The 19,821-nt window shown below is 67.0% G+C and carries 13 protein-coding genes, 1 pseudogene and 1 riboswitch; of the genes and pseudogenes, 9 read left to right on the top strand and 5 right to left on the bottom strand.

Annotated features, from left to right (window positions below; all coding sequences use genetic code 11):
* Positions 1 to 27: 27 nt before the first annotated feature.
* Positions 28 to 246, bottom strand: coding sequence for a DUF397 domain-containing protein (locus E5083_RS22285; protein WP_202440822.1), 219 nt, complete (start codon positions 244 to 246; stop codon positions 28 to 30).
* A 455-nt stretch (positions 247 to 701) separates the two neighbouring features.
* On the opposite strand from E5083_RS22285, the gene E5083_RS22280 reads away from it, so the two are divergent.
* Both E5083_RS22280 and E5083_RS22275 read left to right on the top strand, forming a co-directional pair.
* On the top strand, positions 702 to 1,184 hold the full coding sequence (locus tag E5083_RS22280) for a hypothetical protein (protein ID WP_135787441.1): 483 nt from the start codon (positions 702 to 704) through the stop codon (positions 1,182 to 1,184).
* Positions 1,185 to 1,283: 99 nt separating this feature from the next.
* Entirely contained in the window at positions 1,284 to 1,808 is a 525-nt protein-coding gene (locus tag E5083_RS22275; RefSeq protein ID WP_135787440.1) for a DUF4232 domain-containing protein, read from the top strand.
* Positions 1,809 to 2,008: 200 nt separating this feature from the next.
* Here the strand turns inward: E5083_RS22275 and E5083_RS22270 are convergent, their stop codons facing one another.
* A complete protein-coding gene (locus tag E5083_RS22270) occupies positions 2,009 to 3,118 on the bottom strand; it encodes a DUF2786 domain-containing protein (RefSeq protein ID WP_208754120.1) in 1,110 nt (369 codons plus the stop codon).
* A 132-nt stretch (positions 3,119 to 3,250) separates the two neighbouring features.
* Between E5083_RS22270 and E5083_RS22265 the strand changes: the two genes are divergently transcribed.
* The 4 genes from E5083_RS22265 (at position 3,251) to E5083_RS31820 (ending at position 7,972) form a co-directional block, all read left to right on the top strand.
* Positions 3,251 to 4,030, top strand: a complete 780-nt coding sequence (locus E5083_RS22265) for a Clp protease N-terminal domain-containing protein (RefSeq protein ID WP_135787439.1) — start codon at positions 3,251 to 3,253, stop codon at positions 4,028 to 4,030.
* Positions 4,031 to 4,079: 49 nt separating this feature from the next.
* On the top strand, positions 4,080 to 5,738 hold the full coding sequence (locus E5083_RS22260) for a bifunctional 3'-5' exonuclease/DNA polymerase (RefSeq protein WP_135787438.1): 1,659 nt from the start codon (positions 4,080 to 4,082) through the stop codon (positions 5,736 to 5,738).
* A 28-nt stretch (positions 5,739 to 5,766) separates the two neighbouring features.
* A riboswitch (guanidine-III (ykkC-III) riboswitch) is annotated at positions 5,767 to 5,830 on the top strand.
* 10 nt (positions 5,831 to 5,840) lie between these two features.
* A complete protein-coding gene (locus tag E5083_RS22255; protein WP_135787437.1) occupies positions 5,841 to 6,155 on the top strand; it encodes a DMT family transporter in 315 nt (104 codons plus the stop codon).
* Between the two features lie 116 nt (positions 6,156 to 6,271).
* Positions 6,272 to 7,972 (top strand): eCIS core domain-containing protein, encoded by a 1,701-nt coding sequence (locus tag E5083_RS31820; RefSeq protein WP_244317612.1) that lies wholly within the window; start codon positions 6,272 to 6,274, stop codon positions 7,970 to 7,972.
* A gap of 486 nt (positions 7,973 to 8,458) precedes the next feature.
* Here the strand turns inward: E5083_RS31820 and E5083_RS22245 are convergent.
* The 3 genes and pseudogenes from E5083_RS22245 to E5083_RS31810 form a co-directional block, all read right to left on the bottom strand.
* Positions 8,459 to 8,626 (bottom strand): annotated as a pseudogene (locus E5083_RS22245) (integrase); the annotation flags it as partial.
* Positions 8,627 to 9,073: 447 nt separating this feature from the next.
* A complete protein-coding gene (locus E5083_RS31815) occupies positions 9,074 to 9,250 on the bottom strand; it encodes a hypothetical protein (RefSeq protein ID WP_244317611.1) in 177 nt (58 codons plus the stop codon).
* Entirely contained in the window at positions 9,216 to 9,620 is a 405-nt protein-coding gene (locus tag E5083_RS31810; RefSeq protein WP_244317610.1) for a hypothetical protein, read from the bottom strand. The genes E5083_RS31815 and E5083_RS31810 overlap by 35 nt, the downstream gene beginning before the upstream one ends.
* 633 nt (positions 9,621 to 10,253) lie before the next feature.
* On the opposite strand from E5083_RS31810, the gene E5083_RS22230 reads away from it, so the two are divergent.
* From E5083_RS22230 to E5083_RS22220, 3 genes are read left to right on the top strand one after another with little or no spacing between them, the layout of a single operon-like run.
* Entirely contained in the window at positions 10,254 to 13,145 is a 2,892-nt protein-coding gene (locus E5083_RS22230) for a hypothetical protein (RefSeq protein WP_135787435.1), read from the top strand.
* A complete protein-coding gene (locus tag E5083_RS31265; protein WP_167513600.1) occupies positions 13,142 to 14,233 on the top strand; it encodes a hypothetical protein in 1,092 nt (363 codons plus the stop codon). Before E5083_RS22230 ends, E5083_RS31265 begins: the two co-directional genes overlap by 4 nt.
* On the top strand, positions 14,230 to 19,797 hold the full coding sequence (locus E5083_RS22220; protein WP_135787433.1) for a DEAD/DEAH box helicase: 5,568 nt from the start codon (positions 14,230 to 14,232) through the stop codon (positions 19,795 to 19,797). Before E5083_RS31265 ends, E5083_RS22220 begins: the two co-directional genes overlap by 4 nt.
* Positions 19,798 to 19,821: the final 24 nt, after the last annotated feature.

Genomic DNA, 19,821 nt, shown 5'->3' with positions numbered 1-19,821 from the left:
TGCCGCCCGGGGCCGCCGGTGGTGGGGTCAGCCGGCGATGAGGTGGTCGAACTCGCCGTCCTTGATGCCGAGCAGCATCGCCTCGATCTCCGCGCGGGTGTAGACCAGCGCGGGGCCGTCCGGGAAGCGGGAGTTGCGCACCGCGACCTCACCGCCCGGCAGCCGCGCGAACTCCACGCAGGACCCCTGGGAGTTGCTGTGGCGGCTCTTCTGCCAGGCCACGCCGTCCAACTGCGTGGCAGCCATGCCGTTGTACACGTCGTACCCCCCGTACACGCTGTCAACGTAGCGGTCCACAGGTCGCTCCCCGCTGTGCACTGTCTGATGTGGCCATGGTCGATCGACCCGGATCATAACCTTGTTCATGTGCAGATGAATGGGCAGATGCACGTGCACGGCGGGTGTTCCCGCGGTTACAGCTTTGACGTCCGCTTTACCCGCGCCGCTGGGGCAGGTGGTGTTGACGCGTCTGCCCGAAAGCGGCTCGGGGCATGCGTCAGCGGGCGCCGCGCCCGCGCTTCCGCGCCAGGTCGTCCAAAACGGAACGTCCCGCCTTCGAGGGAGACGCGCGCCGGGCCCGTGTTGTTGCCCGGTGTCCCGGATTCCCCCGCGTAACGGCTGGTAACTTGCTGCGGACCTCCGGCTCTGGGGGGCCTCGCGCACGGCCGGCGGGGCGACCGGCTACTGGTTGGGAGCTTGACGTGACGACGGCGAAGGTACGGGCCGCTGCGGCGGCGGGACTGGTGGGCGCGCTCGCGCTGACCGTGACGGCGTGCGGCGGGGACGGCTCACCGGACGACTCCCCCTCGACGAGCAGTGCGGCCCCGGCCCCCTCCGGCTCGGACGGCTCCGGCGGCGCGGGCGCCTCCGACCGGCTCCAGGGGAGCTGGATCACCACCGGCGGCGGCAAGATCGTCGCCCTGGTCATCACCGGCAAGCAGGCCGGCCTCTTCGTCACCGGCGGCACGGTGTGCAGCGGTACGGCGGGCGAGCAGGCGGGCCAGGGTGTGATCAAGCTGAGCTGCCAGAGCGGCGACGACAGCCGGGCCGAGGGCACGGTCGACTCCGTGAACGGCAAGGCGCTCAAGGTGACCTGGAAGGGCAGTGCCGGGTCGGAGTCGTACACCAGGGCGGAGGGCGGCAAGCTGCCCACCGGGCTGCCGACGAGTCTCCAGCCGTCGTAGGCGGTCCCCGTCCTGGTGAATCGGCGGGGGTGCGTGCTCGCTGGCCGCGCCGAGGCGCCATGATGCGGGGAGACGTCACGACCTCGATGGGACCAGTACATGCGCCGCGTCATTCCGCTCACCCTCACCGCTCTCGCCGCCGCCCTCGCCCTGACCGCCTGCGACGACGGCGGCAGTGGCGGCGCGGACGGTGCCAAGAGCAAGGCCGGATCGGGCTGCGCGACCGGCGCGGTGGCCCTGGAGGTCGGCTCCGCGAGTGTCGCGCCCGCCGCCGGGGACACCGGCGAGGTGCCGGTCAGCATCACCAACCAGAGCGCCCCCTGCACCCTGGACCACTTCCCCGGCGTCACCCTCCGCCAGGGCGACCGCTCGGTGAAGCTCCCGGCCACGGAGGGCGCCCAGGCCCAGACCCTGAAGCTGGCCAAGGGCGCGTCGGCGACCTTCACCGTCTCCTACACCCGGGGCGCGGACGGCGACACGGCCGCCCTGAAGGCAAGCACCATCGAGGTCACCCTGCCGGGCGGCGGCGACGCGAAGAACTTCCCGTGGAAGTTCGGCCCAGTGGCGGCGAAGGGGGACACGGCGAACGCTTCGGTGAGCGCGTTCCAACAGGTCGGCGACTAGGGCTCCGCCCGGGGGCGGGGGCTCGGTGGGGCTGGGTCCGACAGCTTGCGGTGGGTACGGGCACGCCGCCTCGGCCGACTTCGGCGCGGCCAAGCTCCCTGCGGGGTCGCCGACCGGCGCCCAGGGCGCGACCAGCGGCTCCGAGCCTGACCGGTCTAGGTACGACGACCCGGCACCCGACAAGGCGCTCCGCCGGGGCCTTACGGCAGCCTCGGACGTGACCTCACCTGGGCCTCGTCCGCCGCCTTCGCTCCCTCTGTCCAGCCGGCCTCGTCGTTGATGCCGCGCAGGCGGGTGGTGGTTGTGCGGGGGAACATCGTTTCGAGGCGGTCGGTGACGGCTGTTTCGCGGGTGACCAGTACGGGGAGCAGGTCCTCGCTGACCTGGCTTTCGGCGGCAGCCGTGAGGCGGTCGCCGACGCGGTGGGCGTAGGCGGCGAGGAAGGACTGGCGGAAGGTCTTGGTCCGTTTGCGGCCCCCGGCTCGCTGGGCGGCCTCCGCCTTGGCCATCGCGTGCGTGGCCTGCACCAGCAGCGAGGTGTACAGCAACTCGACCGCCTCCAGGTCGGCCTCGAAGCCGACGACCGTGGAGAAGGCGTACGGCTCGTTCCACACCGCGCGGCAGTGGTTGGCGCGGGCGACCGCGTCCAGCAGTACGGCCTTGGCCTGCTCGTACGGCGGCTCGACGCCTATCCGGCAGGCGCCGGGCGCGTCCGGCGCCGGGGCGGAGGCGGCGAGCAGCGCCTCGTCGACGCTGTGCCGGGCCATCAGCTCCTGCGCCTTCGCGGTGAGCGCCTCGGCCTCCTCCGGATACCCGGTGCCCTCGGCCTTGGCGAGCAGCGCGCGGATACGGCCGAGCATCCGGGACGTGCCCGGTCCGGCGGGCCGGCGGGGTTCCTCCAGCGGCTCCAGGGTGGGCAGCCGCAGCACCAGCCGGTACAGCTCCAGAACGGTGGTGGCGTGCGAGAAGCGGTCGGCCGGGCGGGGCTCGGGCTGCTCGGCGAGGGCGTCGAGCTGGGCGGTCCAACGGGGCCCGCGCGGACGGTCCTTCGCGGCCTGGGCTCGGATCAGCGCGGCGGCGAGGCCGAGGTGGGCGTCCTCCAACTCCCGCCGCACCAACCGCGTCACGTCGGCGGGCTGCCACCCGCGCTGCCAGGCGGCCGCCATGAACTCCTCGCCACGCCGGGCGAGTTCGGCATCGGCACCGGTGTCGGCGGCGAGCAGGGACGCGCCGGTGTCGAGCCCCGAGTCGGTGTCGTCGTAGAGAGCGGCCGCGAAGGCGCGGTCGACGGTGCTGGCAGTGCTGGTCACGTGGTCGATCGTGCCACGACGGACCGACAGCCCGCCAAAGCCGTCCACAGCCTGTGGAAAACCTCCCAGCCCCCAGAAAACGACTGTCAACCATCGGTTGACACCCCGCCACTGTCAACCTACGGTTGTCACATGGCGACCAACCCGAAAGTCACGGCATCCGTACGCCTCGACGACCTCATCGAGGCCATCAAGACCGCCCACGCCGAACCCCTCGAACAGCTCCAGGACGCGGTGATCGCCGCGGACCACCTGGGCGACGTGGCGGACCATCTGATCGGCCACTTCGTGGACCAGGCCCGCCGCTCGGGCGCGTCCTGGACCGACATCGGCAAGAGCATGGGCGTGACCCGGCAGGCGGCGCAGAAGCGGTTCGTCTCCAAGGAGTCGGCCGACCTCGACCCCAACCAGGGCTTCAGCCGCTACACCCCCCGCGCCCGCAACGTCGTCATGGCGGCGCACAACGCCGCGGTGACCGCCCGCAACGCCGAGGGCCGCCCCGAGCACCTGGTCCTGGGCCTGCTGGCCGAACCGGAGGGCCTCGCGGTGAAGGCCATGGAGGCACAGGGCGTCCAGGCCGACGCCGTACGCGAGGCCACGACCGCCGCGCTCCCCCCGGCCACCGAGACCACCCCCGACCTGGTCCCCTACGGCCCCGAGGCCAAGAAAGCCCTGGAACTCACCTTCCGCGAGGCGCTCCGCCTCGGCCACAACTACATCGGCACCGAGCACATCCTGCTGGCCCTGCTGGAGCAGGAGAACGGCACCGGCGTCCTGGCCGGCCTCGGCATCACCAAGGACGGCACCGAGGAGTACGTGAACCGGGTGCTGGCCCTGCTCCTGGAGCAGAAGAAGGCGGCCACTACGGCCCAGCAGGCGGCCACCCACCCGGACGACGCGCAGGAAAGCTGACCAGCGCAGCTCAGGCCCGTTGTCAGACCCCCCTGCCACACTCAAACGCATGACCGACCGGTGGGCGCTCGCACCGGCCGAGGATGGTGGCGTGGACGTCGCCCCCCTCGGCCGGGACGGGCTGCCCTCGGGTCCGGTCCGGCGCGAGAGCGATCTCGCCCAGGCGGTGCGGAGCCGCCCGGAGACCGGACGCTGGGTGTGGAGGTCGACCGCCGAGGTCTACCCGCGCCTGCTCGCCACGGGGGTGCGAGTAGAGCGGTGCTACGACGTCGAGGACGCCGAGACCCTGCTCCTGGGCCACGAGGGACGGCACGGCGAACCGCGCTCGGCCGCCGCCGCCCTGGCCCGCCTCCGGGGCGGCGCCGTACCGCCCGACCCGCCCCAGCGCGCGGCCGAACCGGGCGCGCAGTCCTCCCTGTTCGAGCCGGCCGGCACCCGCATGCCGCTGGCCGACCTCCTGGAGGTCTACGCCGAGCAGCAGCGAAGACACGAGCGGACCGCCCACCCGGACCGGATGCGCCTGCTGACCAGCGCGGAGTCGGCGGGGATGCTGGTGGCCGCCGAGATGAACCGCGCGGGCCTGCCCTGGCGCGCGGACGTGCACCGCGCCCTGCTCACCGACCTGCTGGGCGAGCGGTACGCGGGCGGCGGCGAACCGCGCCGGCTGGCCGAGCTGGCCGACGAGGTGTCCGCCGCCTTCGGCCACCGGGTCCGGCCCGACCTCCCGGCCGACGTGGTCCGGGCCTTCGCGCGGGCCGGGATCAAGGTCGCCTCCACCCGTCGCTGGGAGCTGCGCGACGTGGACCACCCGGCCGTGGCCCCGCTGCTGGAGTACAAGCGGCTGTACCGGATCTGGGTGGCGCATGGCTGGTCCTGGCTGCGGGACTGGGTGCGCGAGGGCCGGTTCCGCCCGGAGTTCCACGCGGGCGGCACGGTCACCGGGCGCTGGGTCACCAACGGCGGGGGCGCGCTGCAGATCCCCAAGGTGATCCGCCGCGCGGTGGTGGCCGACCCCGGCTGGCGGCTGGTGGTGGCCGACGCGGCCCAGATGGAGCCCAGGGTGCTGGCCGCGATCTCCCGCGACCCCGGCCTGATGGAGGTGGCGGCCCGCGAGGGCGACCTCTACCAGGCGGTGTCTGACCGCACCTTCTCCGGCGACCGCGACCAGGCCAAGCTGGCCGTCCTCGGCGCGGTCTACGGCCAGACCGCGGGCGACGGCCTGAAGAACCTCGCCGCGCTGCGCCGCCGCTACCCCAAGGCGGTGGCCTACGTGGACGAGGCGGCCCGCGCGGGCGAGGAGGGGCGCCTGGTCCGCACCTGGCTGGGCCGCACCTGCCCGCCCGCGGCGGGGACGGGCGCGGACGCGGCCGAGGAGGCGGGCATCCCGCTGGGCGACGAGCGCGGGGAAACGGCCGCCGACCGGGGGCGGGGGCGGTTCGCCCGTAACTTCGTCGTGCAGGGCAGCGCGGCGGACTGGGCCCTGCTGCTCCTCGCGGCCCTGCGGCGCGCGTGCGCGGACCTCGCCGCCGAGCTGGTCTTCTTCCAGCACGACGAGGTGATCGTGCACTGCCCCGCCGAGGAGGCCGAGCAGGTCGCCGAGGCCATCCGGGAAGCCTCCGCCCTCGCCGCCCGCCTCACCTTCGGCGACACCCCGGTCCGCTTCCCGTTCAGCACGGCCGTGGTGGAGTGCTACGCCGACGCCAAGTGAGCCCGCGCCACCTGTGCGACCATGGCGGACAGAGCTCGAACGCGGCTCCTGGACGAGTGCGCCGTACCCAGCCCACGACAAGACGGCGCGTGGGAGTTCGCCATGGGATGGATCGCGCTCGTGATCTCCGGAATGCTGGAAGCGGTATGGGCGACGGCCCTCGGCAAGTCACAGGGCTTCAGCCGACCGCTCCCCTCCGTCGTCTTCGTCCTGGGCCTGCTGCTGAGCATGTCCGGCCTCGCCTTCGCCCTCCGCACGGTCCCGGTCAGCACCGGCTACGCGGTCTGGGTCGGCATCGGCGCGGCCCTCACGGCGGCCTACGCGATGCTCTTCGACGGTGAGCCGGCCAGTACGGTCAAGATCCTGCTGCTGCTCGGGATCATCGCGTGCGTGGCGGGACTGAAGCTGACGCACTGAGCGGTTCTCCGGACGGCCGGATGTGCCCCCGAGGCTGCCCTTCGGGTGCTTCCGCGACGGCGGCGGGCGCGGGGATACTGCGCGGGAACGTGTCATCCCCCTGCCGAAGGAGCAGCGTGCGCAAGCACGAGGAGCCCGACACCGCACCGGCCCGGTCCCGCCGCCCGGCCGTCCGCCCCGCCGTTCCGGCGCAGGCCCCGCCCTCGCTGCGCGCACTGCAGCGCAGCGTGGGAAACGCGACGGTGGCCCGCATGCTCTCGCAGCGCGAGGAGATGGCCGACGGCCCCTCCGTACAGCGGCGGTCCGCCGTCCACGACGTACTGCGCTCCTCCGGCCGGCCGCTGGAGCCCGGTGTCCGCGCGGAGATGGAGGGCCGGTTCGGCGGCGCCGACTTCGGTGACGTACGCGTGCACAAGGACGCGGCGGCGCAGCGCTCGGCGGCGGAGATCGGCGCCCGCGCGTACACCTCCGGGCGGCACATCGTCATCGGCGAGAACGGCGCGGACAAGCACACGCTGGCCCACGAGCTGACGCATGTCGTCCAGCAGCGCTCCGGCCCGGTCGCCGGCACGGACACCGGCCAGGGCCTGCGCCTCAGCGACCCCTCCGACCGGTTCGAACGGGAGGCGGAGGCCAACGCCCACCGGGTCATGTCGGGCGGCGGCCACACCGGGCACCCCGGACACGAGGCGGCGAGGGAAACGGCGCCGGAGAGTGGCGGGGCGCCCGTCCAGCGTTACGTGGAGATCGCGTCCACCGCGGACAACTACCCGTCCAAGCGCCGCCGTTCGCTCATGGGGTTCACCAGGAGCGCCGAGAGCGACGACGAGTTCTTCCCCAGCCAGTCCGAAGCGGGCGGCAGTTACTTCTCCGACGCGCCGACGCGCACGCCCAACGTCACCTACAACGGCAGAGTGCCCCTGCGCCTCTCGGACAGCTTCGACCTGGCGATCGAGCAGGGGACCGGCGAGTCGAAGGTCTTCTTCGCCACCGAGGACCACATCCGCACCGCGAACGAGGCGCTCGAAGGCCGGGTACGGCTGCGCCGGGGCTCCCGCTTCCTGACGGTGACGGGCGAGTCCGGGGAGCTGCGGCTCTACCAGGTCAAGCCGGTGGTGGAGACGAAGCGTCCCGGTGTGGCAGGGGCGCTGGGCATGACGAAGAAGGCGACCGGCCTGTCGGTCCTCACCCCGCAACGCTGCAACGAGATGGCCGAGTTCGTCACCGGAAAGAAGGGTCTCTCCGCGCAGGGCATCGGCGCCTGGGAGAACTTCCTGGCCCGGGTCCTCGACCTCGTGGACGGCGGCGGCAGCACGCATCTGGACGGAGTGAAGGAGGCATTCCAGAAGGGCGTGGCCGGGGACAGGGACGCCTACCTGTCGTACTCCCAGACGATGAGCCGCACCTTCCAGGACCTGAAGACGGCCAACTCGCCGGAACTCGACGCGGCCCTGCGCGAGCTGGGCCTCAACGAGTTCCTGCCACCCCCGCCGCCCGGCTCCGCCCTGGTGACGGTCGGCTACGGCGACGCCGCCCAGGAGGAGACCCGCTCCGGCAACCGCAGCCGCGGCCGCGACAATACCTTCGAGTACCACTTCGGCGCCACCGTGGCCACCAGCGGCAACGACTACGTCACCATGGAGAACTACGCCCGCCGCGACCCCGACGTGGGCAACGCCACCGCCTCCAGCGGCGACCCCTTGTTCTACTTCAAGATGTACGGCACCCGCCCCGAATCCGGCGACACCTGGCACAGCAGCCAACTCGCCACCGGCAGCTTCATCGGCGCGATCCTCTCGATCACCCTGGACGGCTGACCGCCCGGCGCCGACGGGCCAACAGAAAACCCCAGGCCACCCGACCTGGGGTCTCTCACCGGAGCCGCTTTCGGGATTCGAACCCCGCGACCTACGCATTACGAGGTCGAAGGCATTCATGCCACGGGATGCCGCACGATGCCCTCTCGTGGCGTTTCGCCTGATCAGAGCACGTGCTCCGGGCTGCCCCGTAGTACCTCACGCCGCCCCGTCCAAAGGCGTCTGTCCACCGGCTGTCCACCGGTCCATACGCTCTTGGACCGCCAGACGGCCCCACCGAGGAGACTGCGTTGCAGGCAGTACACGCTCGGGCAGCCCGCCACGCCACCTGTTGTGAACCTACAAGTCGTCGAGTCCTCGCGAACTCTGCTGGGAACAACACCGGCAGTGACAGCAGCAACGTCGCGTCACTTCTTCATGCGGGGCGGCAGCGTTCCTGTGATCCTGCGGCGGCATCACGCGCACTGATTCCTCCACCGTGTCGTCGACCGCCACCAGACGCTGGAGGTCGGCGGTCACTACCCGGTAGGCGTTGCCGAGTTTCAGCACCTTGCACGGGTACTCACCCCGCTTCGCCAGACCGTAGCCAGTAGACCTCCCTATCGAGAGGACCCTGTTCGCCGTCTGTAGGTCCACCGTGGGCGGCAAGGCCATCAGATCCTCACGAGTGAGTGCCGCACCGCCGGCCGCCCCGAGTTGCTCTGTCACCACGCCCTCCCCATGTCCCGGGTCGACGCCGCAGCGTCTTACGCCCCTGGCGGATCATCAGCGTCATCCATACGCACACGGAAAGAGCCTCCCAGAACAAGAGATTCACCCGTACGAGTGATCACAACCGGTTGTGATCGCCTGCTGCAAAGCAGACTCAGTGACGCCGGGGGCCGTTGCTCAGAGGTTCCGGTGGAGTTCACCGGCCGCCGGGAGTACTGGGCCGAAAGGTACGGCCGAATCCGCGCGGACCCTGCTCGCAGCAGGGGAAGAAGAACGGGCTGCTGCCGCACGCGCACCGTCCGCGCCCGGGCTGTGAAGTTCTTGCCGCCAGTCCCTGAACTGTGCGCGGATGCCGTCGACCCGGGCCTGATCCACCCCGTACACCAGGAACTACCGATCGCTGAATCGACCGACACCGGCCAGCATCTGAGCCAGGACGGTCCTGTCGAAGCGTGCATCCCGCTGGGCTGCGAGTTCGATCAACCGCTCCCGCGAGTACCCGGCCTGGATGAGGGCGTCGACGTCGATGAAGTCACGGACCTCGGCCCGGGAGAACAGGGCTTCCATCCTGCCGGCCGCCACATCGTCCCGATGCAGCACCGGCCCCCACTGGCGGCCGCTGGAGGATCTCCGCAACCAACTCGACCTCGGTCTCCTGCCCGCTCACCGGGTCCGAGACCACGAGCCGCACATAGGTTCCCGCCTGCTGGAGGATCTCTACGCGGTATCCGTTGTCGCCCAGAACGGCCACGATCCGCTCCGTGGCTGCGGGCACCTCGCCTCGGCACCCGATCGGAGCGAACAGGTCCACATCGTCACTGAGCCGCTGAACAATGTGATGGGCCTGAACGGCATACCCGCTGGCCAGAGCGAACCCAAAGTCGCCACCCAGCGCTTCCAGGCCGAGACGGATCAGCCGCAGGTGCAGCTCGTCCACTACGCGGCAGCCGACCGTCGTGCCACCAGCTCAGGGAACCGGCGCTCCCACAGAGCCCTCGTCGGGACAGGCAGCACGAGCCGACCGCAGAGCCTCCGCAACATGGCGCCATCGAGATACGCCACGGCTTGCATCCCCGACGGGAGCCAGGGCTGGAACGCGGACCGCGAGGTCGAAGGCGAGGTCGATAAGGGCTAGCGTTCGACTGTGCTGCATCCCGCGCGGTTGGGCAGCACCAGTCTTCAGCGGCCAGTTGTAAGAGCAGCCTCTGACGACTGCACATCGCCTCCACCGCCGCCAACACGAGGGAAGCCGACGATCACGATCCGAGATCCAGGACGATCCAGTCAACGCCCTGAAGGTCCACGCCGCGTGGGCTGGCAAATCGCTCCAGGCGTACGCCGTTGACCTCCTGGCCCGGGGGGCCATCAAGCCGCGAGGTGAGTGTGGGTGCTCGGCCGCATCCAACGTACCCCCGTCAGGAACAACACCCTGTCTTAGACCCTTGCTGGTGGCACAAGAACGTCAGTTCCCACCCACAGGTGTCGATCTTGCGTGACACCCCCAGGTGTCGGTGCTCTGGCGGAGACTATCTATGCGGCAATGCAAGACCCAAGAGAGGTGACACCAGGCATGGATGGGATGGCACGCGACGGTTCGGTAGAACTCCTCAAGTACTTGCACAAGCGACTGCATAACCACTTCCGGAGCCTTCACGAACATCGCCAGGCCCTCCAGCCGGCGGCTCCCGTCTTTGCGCTGGAGCACAGCCTCAGCAGTGGCGACTTCGAGCTGCTTCTGACAGCCGTGCGTGGGGCCGTCGGACAGGGACTCGATACTCTCTCCCGCACCTGGTGGCTACCCTTTGTAGTTTACGCAGCAGAGATCGGCTATGAGTACGTTGGAGATGAGTATTGGCCTCTCTTCGCTCAGAAGACACCAGGCTGGGAAAGCAGTCCGGGTTGGAGTGTGCCCACCAATCGCCAGCGCATTAAACAATGGTTCAAGCGGTTCGCAACCGACTACGGCGGGGCCGAGCCGAAGGGAGGCTTTGCGGCCAACTTCAACATCATTGCTTGGCCAATCACGCACGCAATCATGCCGGCTGATCTCCAACGGCAGTTCGCGCAGCTTCTGTTTGAGTCAAGCGCGGTATTGACCGCGGAGCTCCTTAGCGATCCCAACGCTCTTGGCGCATGCTTGGCTTCGCGCACGGGTGGATACAGCGAGCGTTTCCAGATTTTCTGCAACAACCAGAGCCTCCTCGGCCAGGTGGCCGCCGCAATGCTCTCAGGCGACGATGAGGACTCCCCGTACCTGGTGCGATCGACACTCACTCGCCTGGTCGACGACCTGACCAACGAAGGGCAGTCACGAACCTGGTTGACCCGTGCCAAGCACTCCGCCAACTTGGTCCGTTCAAGCGGATTCCTCCCTATGAAGTCGAGCACGGGACCCGCGAACCGGGGGCGGCCACTTGCGGCCGCCACTAACCCGAAGCTAGTCCTGCGGCTGATAGACGGCGGTTGGCGTCCCTCATTGGAGCTGCCGGATCTCACGCCACTGCAGGCACGGAACGATCAAGTTGGTCAGGAACTTCGGAATTGTCGCCCGAAAATTGAGGGTCGCCGCCAACCGCTTCCCCGCGGAAAACTGCTGTACCCAGGCGAAGTCGCTCTGTCCACATGGCCTCGGCCCGAGAGTCCCATTATCCAACTGGAGCGAGGGTCATCGGCGGTTAACAGTCTGATCGCGGATCATTGCTCCATCACCCAGGGCCCGTGGTGGGTGTTCCGGAAGCAACCGGGTGGGCTAGCCGTTGAGGTCAAGGGAAAATTCGTGCGACCCGGCCACGAATATTGTTTAGTTGGACGACTCGATAGTGAACCGCCCGCGCTGCCGTCCGCCGTTGAAGCAACGGTTCTGGCTGAAGGCGTGCACGCCTTCGAGGTGAAGATTCCAGAAGTTATTAGCGAAGTGGAAATCGCCAAGCTTGCGGCGGCCGGGTTGTCAGTGGTGACGGATGTGTCAATTCGGCCCGTGGGGCTCGTCCCTGGGGCTTGGGACGGCGAGGGCGCTGTCGAGTGGCTCGCTGGGGAGCCGGCGCTGCTCGCGGTGCGATCTAGTCAGGCGACGGAACTGTGCGCCGTGACGATCGACGGCAGCCTCCCCATCGTGCTCAAGTGGCCTGCCACCAAGCCCGAGTTGATCTTTGCCCTTGAGGACCTCGCTGTGGGCCCTCATGAGGTGGACGTTGCGCTCCTAAACGTAGGCGCGGGTGCGACTGTTGCAAGCGGTTCGCTCGCAATCACGATCTGCGACCCACACACGAACCTGGATGACTCTACGGAGGGAGCAGGCATCCGGCTGTTCGCCACGCCAGCTCGTCCGAAACTGACCGAGCTCTGGGATGGTGGGGCGAGCCTCTCGATCGACGGTCCGCTAGATACGAAGGCGGAACTCATGATTGCGCTGCGTGACGATGCTGGCAATACGCTGGCACAGGCGCATCACAGTATCTCGCTTCCCTTCAGCGACAGCGCGTGGGAACGGTTGGCAGATCAGGAACTGCACAAGAGAAAGCTGCTCGCCGTCTACGACGAGGCTGAGTCGTGTGAAGTATCGGTGTCCCGGAGCGGAGTAGGTTTCGCGTCCCTGGTCTGCGAACGTGGCTTCCATCCGCTCCGCTGGGTGCTTGCCAAGCGGCACAATGGCGGGCACGAGGCCCGTCTGATCGATCGGACGGGCAGGGATGACACTCAGGTGCTCCTGTTTCCGGTGGAGACACCTCTGACCGGCGAGCGCCGCGATGCCCGTCGATCAATTGCCGTCCCGGCGAATGGAGGGCTGCTGCAGGCGACGTCTGGCAATGTGGCCGCGGCCATCGTCTTGCCACCTGAGCCAAACCGGATGCGCCAGAGAATAAACGACCGTCCGATCATCCGATACTCAGACAAGTCACTCTCCGAAATGAAGCGACTCATCTTCAGTCACCACCGATGGCTTCACGCCGATGCGCCGGCAGATCCGTTCACCCGTCATCAGCGGGAACAAGTTCTCAATACAATCACGACGGCCCTTGTATCCCTTGCCGCAGGGAACAGGTGGGCTCATTTGGAACGCAAACGCATTCCTGTCGGTGATCGCAAGCCGCCGGATGTGTTGGACGAAATGCGGGAACTCGTGGGTCAGAATCCGAAGCAGCGTGCTGCGGCTCAGCAGATTGCCAGCCACCTCTGGCAATGGGCGGACTCACCGGCAGCCCTGAGCGGGGGATTCGCCAGTGCGATCCGCATCATCGCTACAGCTAGCGGCATCGACGATCCGCACACCGCAGCAAACTTCTTGCTTCCTCTTGTGACCAGACCGGGCTCTCTCGCGAGTTGGGACGAGACCGAACGAGACCAGCTCCTGGACTGTGTGCTGCACTCTCCTGCGCTCATTCGGGCAGCTCGATTCGCTGTGCTCGGGACTGAAGACCTGCGAGAGGCGTCACACCTGCCGGTTATCGGAGGTAGCCGATGAACATAACTCCGGTCAGTGGTACGCATGCTGCGGAGCGGGCGGTCCGTGCGCTGGGGCTGGATGAGACGGCTACTGACCTGTTCTCGACGGAAGCGATATGCGCCTCGCTTCGCCGAGCGGCCTCGTTCCTGTGTCCGGCGACGCCACGTCGACTCGTGGAAGCCGTCCTTGAAGCCATTAGCCCGCTCGACGAGTCCTGCTTGGTTACTCGCGGCCAGGTGGCGGAACAATTGGATCTCTTGGTGTCGATTGGTGACCTGGTCGAACTACCTCGCCAGGAGGATCGTGGCAGTCGCCAGCTCTACCTGGCTCCTCCCTCGTACGTGGCGAAGGCTCCCGGCCAGTACCTCTTGCTAGGCGTACGCCCGAACGCCTCCCCGCTCGTGGATGAGTCTGTGGGCGCGGAGGTGCTGTACGAGGGCCATACACGGTCCGTCGAACTGGACCCCGAGGTGGGTCCTATCCGATTGCGTGCCGCCAGCCTGCGTGAGATCCGGCGTGAGCACTGGCTCAGACACCCGAGCGCGGATCGCGCAGCCGCTGTCGTCGTTGCGATGCGTCAGCGCCTGGACCAGGCTGCAGAATCTGGCCATGTCAGCGGTCTAACAATCATCGATCCTGGGGCGTCAGTTCGCTACTACCGCGGCCGCTGGCGACCACCCTCGGACGTCGACTCCGGCGACTTCGTTGCTCGCCGGCCCCAGGCCTACGGTGCAGACCTGTGGTGCCTAGTACGGATCGAGCGTGGCGCGCCTAGAGCACTTGTGGATCTGCCGGTTGAGGCCTCTGACGCGCCGGCGTACGACGAAGCGTGGCGCTTCCAGGCAGCCATCGATGCCGTGATCGGAAACCCGCAGGTGATGCACGTCCGGCCCACTGCAGGGGCGCCCGGGAGCCGAGTGTTGGACCTGTTCGGGCCTGTGCCCGGCTGGGCTCAGCGCTACCTCGAGCTCGTGGGAACCCCTGTCTCACGGACGAGAGGCGCATTGATGTCGTATCGCGTGCCGATCTCGGTGATTGGCGAGATGTCGGCGTTCGTCACTGACATGCTGTGGATGCACGTCAGAGAAGAGGGAGGGGTGGCGTGACAGTGGAAGCGCCAACGATCGCGGAGACGGTCACCAAGATTCAGGCGGCCCTTCGGGACTACATCGAGGCGACCTATCACGTGGGGCATCCCACCGTGATCGATCAGCGTCGTGTGCTGCTCGAACAAGAGGGCGTGCTGTTCCGAGCCCCCTTCATCGAGAGCACCCCCCGCTATCAGACGAACCGAAGTTTTGGTGATCTCGAACTCGCTGCACCTGTCCATGCGCTCTTCGGCAGCTTGACAACACACGTTGGTGACCTAAAGCCACTGCTGTACGACCCGCCCTATACCCACCAGGCCGAGGCACTTGAGTGGACGACTCGTGACGGCCTTAGCCTTGCGGTCACCACGGGTACCGGCTCCGGAAAGACCGAGTCGTTCCTCCTGCCGATGCTGGCGAAGCTCGCAGCAGAGGCGGCGAACAGGCGCGACTCCTTCGCCGCTCCGGCTGTGCGGTCCTTGATCCTCTATCCGATGAACGCGCTGGTGAATGACCAGTTGGGTCGTCTTCGGCTCCTGCTCGGCGATCCGCGCGTCACGGCCCAGTTCAGCGCGTGGGCCGATCGCCCAGCACGCTTCGCCCGTTACACCAGCCGAACCCTGTACCCGGGCGTACGGAAGGTCGAGAAGGACCAGGCACGGCTTCGCTCGATCGAGGACTTCTACGTTCACCTCATCAACCGGGCAGACGACCCTTCGTCGCAGGGGCACGGCGAGGCGGCAGCTCTCATCGACAAGCTGCGATCACGTGGCAAGTGGCCAGCCAAGCCAAATCTGAAGGCCTGGTACGGCGAAAGTGGCTCCCGTTGGAAGAACAAGGATGGGGAGTTCGTCCGTGCCGTGCTTCAGCCCAACGACCCCGAACTCCTGACGCGCCATGAGGTGCTCGACGCACCTCCGGATGTCTTGATCACGAACTACTCAATGCTTGAGTACATGTTGATGCGCCCGCTTGAGCGGCCGGTGTTCGATGCGACGCGGGCCTGGTTGGCGAACAACCCTGACGAGAAGTTCCTCCTGGTCATCGATGAGGCCCATCTCTACCGCGGCGCGGCCGGCGCCGAGGTTGCTCTCCTGCTGCGCCGGCTTCGCGCAAGGCTTGGGATCACGCCCGAACGGCTGCAGGTGATCTGTACGAGCGCGAGCTTCGCGAGCCCTGAGTACGCGCGTCAGTTCGCTGCGCAGTTGAGCGGCAAGTCCGAGTCCGACTTCAAGACGGTAGAAGGTCGTCTCGCTCTCCGAGAACTCGCTGGGCCGGGGAGCCTCCAGGACGCTCAAACTCTCGCTGCCGTACCGATGCACGACTTCTACGAGGGTGAAGACGACGAGGCCCGCATCGCCGCTGTTCAGGGGCTCCTGGACTATCGAAAAGTCGCCGTAAAAGAGGGCGTCGCGGTCGGTGAACTGCTGCACAATGCTCTCAGCGGATTCGACCCGATGAATCTGCTCGTCAACGAGACGATGCAGCGGGCACAACCGGTGAGTGAGTTGAGCGCGCTCATTTTCCCGACTGTTGAGACGGAGCTTGCCGATAGGGCTGTATCTTCCCTAGTAGCACTCGGTAGTGCGGCACGACGATCGGCCGATGACGCGGGTCTGCTGCCATGTCGTGTACATGCATTCTTTCGTGGGCTGCCCGGCCTGTGGGCGTGCCTCGACCCCGATTGTCCAGAGGTCGACCGGGAAGTGCACCCGGACCCGGGGCCGGTTGGCAAGCTTTACGCCCAGCCGCGGGCAACCTGTGGCTGTGGTGCCCGAGTCTTCGAACTGTACACCTGCAGGCACTGCGGCTCCGCCTATGCACGGACCTATACCGACGACGTAATCGAGCCGTCGTACCTATGGCATGAGCCGGGGGGATCCTTCGAGTCTGCATCGGGTTCCATCCCCGAACTCGAGGCACTCGATCTTCTACTTGAGGACCCCTCCGATGGCGATGTCGAGCCCGCCGACATCGATCTCGTTACCGGTCGGCTCAATCCAGAAGAACTCGGTGCCCGCATCCGCAGTGTCTTCATTCCTCGGCTTCGAAGGGGAGAGGTCGTCAAGGGTGACGACGAGGGCAGTGATGGCGAGGCGGAGGCGAACGGAGAGTTCAAACCATGCGGTGTCTGCGGGCAACTCGCCGGATTCGGTCGTTCCTCGGTGCAGGATCACCAGACGAAGGGTGACCAGCCGTTCCAAGCCTTGGTGACACGTCAGCTCGAGGTCCAACCGCCGGGTGCCCAGCCGTACACCGAATTTGCGCCGCTACGCGGTCGCAAGGTGCTCGCGTTCTCCGACTCCCGGCAGGTTGCTGCGCGGCTTGCGCCCAACCTTCAGAGCTACTCGATGCGCGATGCCATTCGGCCGCTGATCTTGCGCGGATGGCAGGAACTGGCGAATCAACCGTTCCTGGCGCCGTCGCTCAGCTTGGAGCGCCTGTACGTGGCCGTCATGGTCGGAGCGCGAGTGCTGTCGGTGCGGCTGCGGCCGGAACTTCGCCCCATGGAGACCCTCCACGTCTTGGACACGGTCGCGAAGGCAATCGACAAGGGTGCGCTCTCGGGTAATGTACCGGAGTTGTTCCCACTGCTCACCACCGCCAATCCGCCACAGTCGCTGCTGAGGGCGATGTACGCGACGCTAACGGACAAGTACTACGGGTTGTCGTCCCTGGGCCTTGCATCTCTCCGTGAACGGGTAAATCTCACCGATACGTTGTTGACGGAACTGCCAGACATCGACGGGGTCGCAAGCACCGCCGACACCAAACTCGCGCTCGTTCGGTTGTGGCTGGCGCAATGGAACACTCCAACCCGAGGCATCTGGTTCCCGTCGATGACCGAAGGTGACTGGTGGAGGACAAAGGGCGGCGTCAAGCCGCACACGGGTAAGTTCCAAGCGATCGAGCGTTGGCTCGGTTCAAAGACAGCAAAGAAGAAGTTCGCGGACGACTGGCTGCAGAAACTCCTCTCAAATTTCTGCGAACCCGTGGCCGGCAAGTTTCGGTTGCTGGCCCAGCACGTTGCCCTGGAACTCGGCGGCATGTGGGGATATTGTGAGCGCTGCCGCTCCACGCAGCGGCCCTTTCCCGGAACAACCCGGTGCGTCAACTGCAGGCACGATCGCGTTCGCACGCTAGATCCCGACAAGGATCCGATCTTCCAAGCACGGAAAGGCTACTACCGGGCCAGTGCGGCCAGGGCTTTGAGTGACCCGCCCGAGCCACCCTTGAGCATCATCGCCGCCGAGCACACGGCACAGCTCAATGCCGCCCAGTCCGACGCCGTATTCTCCAAGGCTGAAGAACACGAGTTGCTGTTCCAGGACGTCGACCTCGGCTTGACCCGCCAAGGCGAGCAGTCACGCGCCGCCATCGACGTTCTGTCCTGCACGACCACTATGGAAGTCGGCATCGACATCGGCAGCCTGACCGGCGTCGCGCTGCGCAACATGCCCCCATCTCGTGCCAATTACCAGCAGCGTGCAGGGCGGGCGGGGCGTAGGGGCAACGCTGTCGCCACCGTACTGGCCTTCGGAAGCGCCGACACACATGACGACCACTACTTCCGTCAGCCAGCGCTCATGATCCGCGGCGAAGTCGACGACCCAGTACTGACGATGAATAATGACGAAATCGCGCGTCGCCATGTCATCGCCTACCTGCTACAGCGCTATCACCAGGATCGGCTGCCAGCAATCGAGCCCGACGAGCAGCCGCAGCTCTTCGAAGTCCTCGGCACTGTGGAGGCATTCGTAGGGACAGCATCCCCCCTGAATCGGACCGACTTGGAAGAGTGGCTGAGGTCCGAGGAGCATGCGCTGCGTGAGGAGATTGCGTCCTGGCTTCCTTATGAACTGAGTGAGGCGGACCGCGAGGCCGTTCTGAGCGGTGTCGTCACGAACACACTCCGTGAGATCGATAAGGCCCTTGACCTGGACCTCGACGGGAGTTTGCCAGCTGATCCCGAGGGAGATGCCTCACCGGAGCCCGATGAGGTGGAGGCAGAGGGCCCCGCTGAAGACGGCGCCGAGGAGCCGAGCGCCCGGCGGAGCCAGACGAACCTGCTTGATCGGCTGCTGTACAAGGGGGTGCTGCCGCGCTACGCGTTCCCGACGGATGTCGTGGCCTTCCACGTCTTCGATCTTGATCGGTCAACACCGTTCAAGGCCGAGTTCCACTATGCACCCAGTCAAGGGCTCCCGGTGGCCCTCAGCCAGTACGCACCTGGCAAAGTGGTGTGGGTTGATAACAAGGAGTGGACCTCCGGTGCTATCTACGCACCGGTCCAGGAGGAACGCTTCCAGGCCTGGCGGGACAAGCTGCTGTACTTCGAGTGCCAGGTATGCCACTACGCCAAGCACTTCCCTCACGACCCGGCAGAGCGTGGGAAAGAGCGTGACTGTCCAGCCTGCGGTGCCGAGGGCAAGTTCGGCAAGGCGAAGAACTGGATGCGGCCGCCAGGCTTTGCGCACCCGGCCGATAAGGCGCCGGGCACAAGCCCAGACGACGCGCCGGCCCGCAGTTACGCCACGCGCGCCAAACTCATGGCGCCCGGTCCGACCGAGGAGACTGCCTGGCAGCATGTCACCGATCGCTTGGCACAGACGTACCGCCGCGAAACCCTGCTCGTCACCAACACCGGCCCACGCAAGGAGGGATACACCTACTGCACGCGCTGCGGGCTTATCGAGCCGACTGCGACTGCGACTGGGGTAGTCGTCGGTACGCACAAGAAGCCTTACCCCGACGAAAAGGCCCCTGACTGTCCCGGCACAGGCTCAACACGGGGTTTGGTGCTGGGAACTGACTTCATTTCGGATGTGCTTCTGGTTCGCTTGAAGGTGGCCTCGCCGATCACGTTGAGGCCAGCTCTGCTGTCGACACACGTTGCGCTCCGTACGGTCGCTGAGGCGCTGACGATCGCCGCGACCCAAAAGCTCGATATCGACGCGACGGAACTACAGGCAGAGTACCGTCCTGCGCTGACTCCTCTCGGTAAAGAAGGCCTTGAGGCCGAGATCTATGTGTATGACACGCTCGCAGGTGGTGCTGGCTTCGCTCGACGGGTCAACGACTACGGAATGGAAATCCTTGAACTGACGCTGGAGCGACTCGAAGAATGCCCGGCGAACTGCGACGAGTCCTGTTACCGCTGTCTACGCAGCTTCCGTAACCGATTCGAGCATAACCTCCTTGACCGGCACGTCGGTGCCAGTCTGCTGCGCTACCTGATCCACGGAACCCCGCCGAGTCTGGACGAGGAGCGACTCGAACGATCGGCTGACAAGCTCTACGAGGACCTCAACAGCCGAGCGCTCGACGACATTTCCTTCGCCCGAGGGGCCAAGATCGACGTTGAGGGAGTTGGAACGATCACCGCGCCGATCCTGGCAAGGCATGGCGACCAGCAGTGGATCCTGGGCGTGCACGGCCCGCTAAGCCCTGATCTGGCGCCAACTAACGGTCTACGTACGGCAATGCAGTCCGGCAACGTACTGGTCCGTCTGATCGACGACATGGTGATCTCTCGCAATCTCCCGTTCGCCAGCCAGCAGGTACTGCAGGCGCTGAGCTGATCTGGACCGCCATCGGCGCCGAGG

Origin of the sequence: Streptomyces bauhiniae, assembly GCF_004784475.1 — a bacterium.
Classification (GTDB): domain Bacteria; phylum Actinomycetota; class Actinomycetes; order Streptomycetales; family Streptomycetaceae; genus Streptomyces; species Streptomyces seoulensis.
The sequence above is the reverse complement of the archived record's forward strand: the minus strand, read 5'-3'. Positions and strand labels throughout refer to the sequence as shown.

Coding starts and splice junctions, on each gene's coding strand:
- E5083_RS22285 (WP_202440822.1), bottom strand. CDS start 246: ATGGCTGCCACGCAGTTGGACGGCGTGGCCTGGCAGAAGAGCCGCCAC.
- E5083_RS22275 (WP_135787440.1), top strand. CDS start 1,284: ATGCGCCGCGTCATTCCGCTCACCCTCACCGCTCTCGCCGCCGCCCTC.
- E5083_RS22265 (WP_135787439.1), top strand. CDS start 3,251: ATGGCGACCAACCCGAAAGTCACGGCATCCGTACGCCTCGACGACCTC.
- E5083_RS22260 (WP_135787438.1), top strand. CDS start 4,080: ATGACCGACCGGTGGGCGCTCGCACCGGCCGAGGATGGTGGCGTGGAC.
- E5083_RS22255 (WP_135787437.1), top strand. CDS start 5,841: ATGGGATGGATCGCGCTCGTGATCTCCGGAATGCTGGAAGCGGTATGG.
- E5083_RS31815 (WP_244317611.1), bottom strand. CDS start 9,250: ATGGAAGCCCTGTTCTCCCGGGCCGAGGTCCGTGACTTCATCGACGTC.
- E5083_RS22230 (WP_135787435.1), top strand. CDS start 10,254: ATGGATGGGATGGCACGCGACGGTTCGGTAGAACTCCTCAAGTACTTG.
- E5083_RS31265 (WP_167513600.1), top strand. CDS start 13,142: ATGAACATAACTCCGGTCAGTGGTACGCATGCTGCGGAGCGGGCGGTC.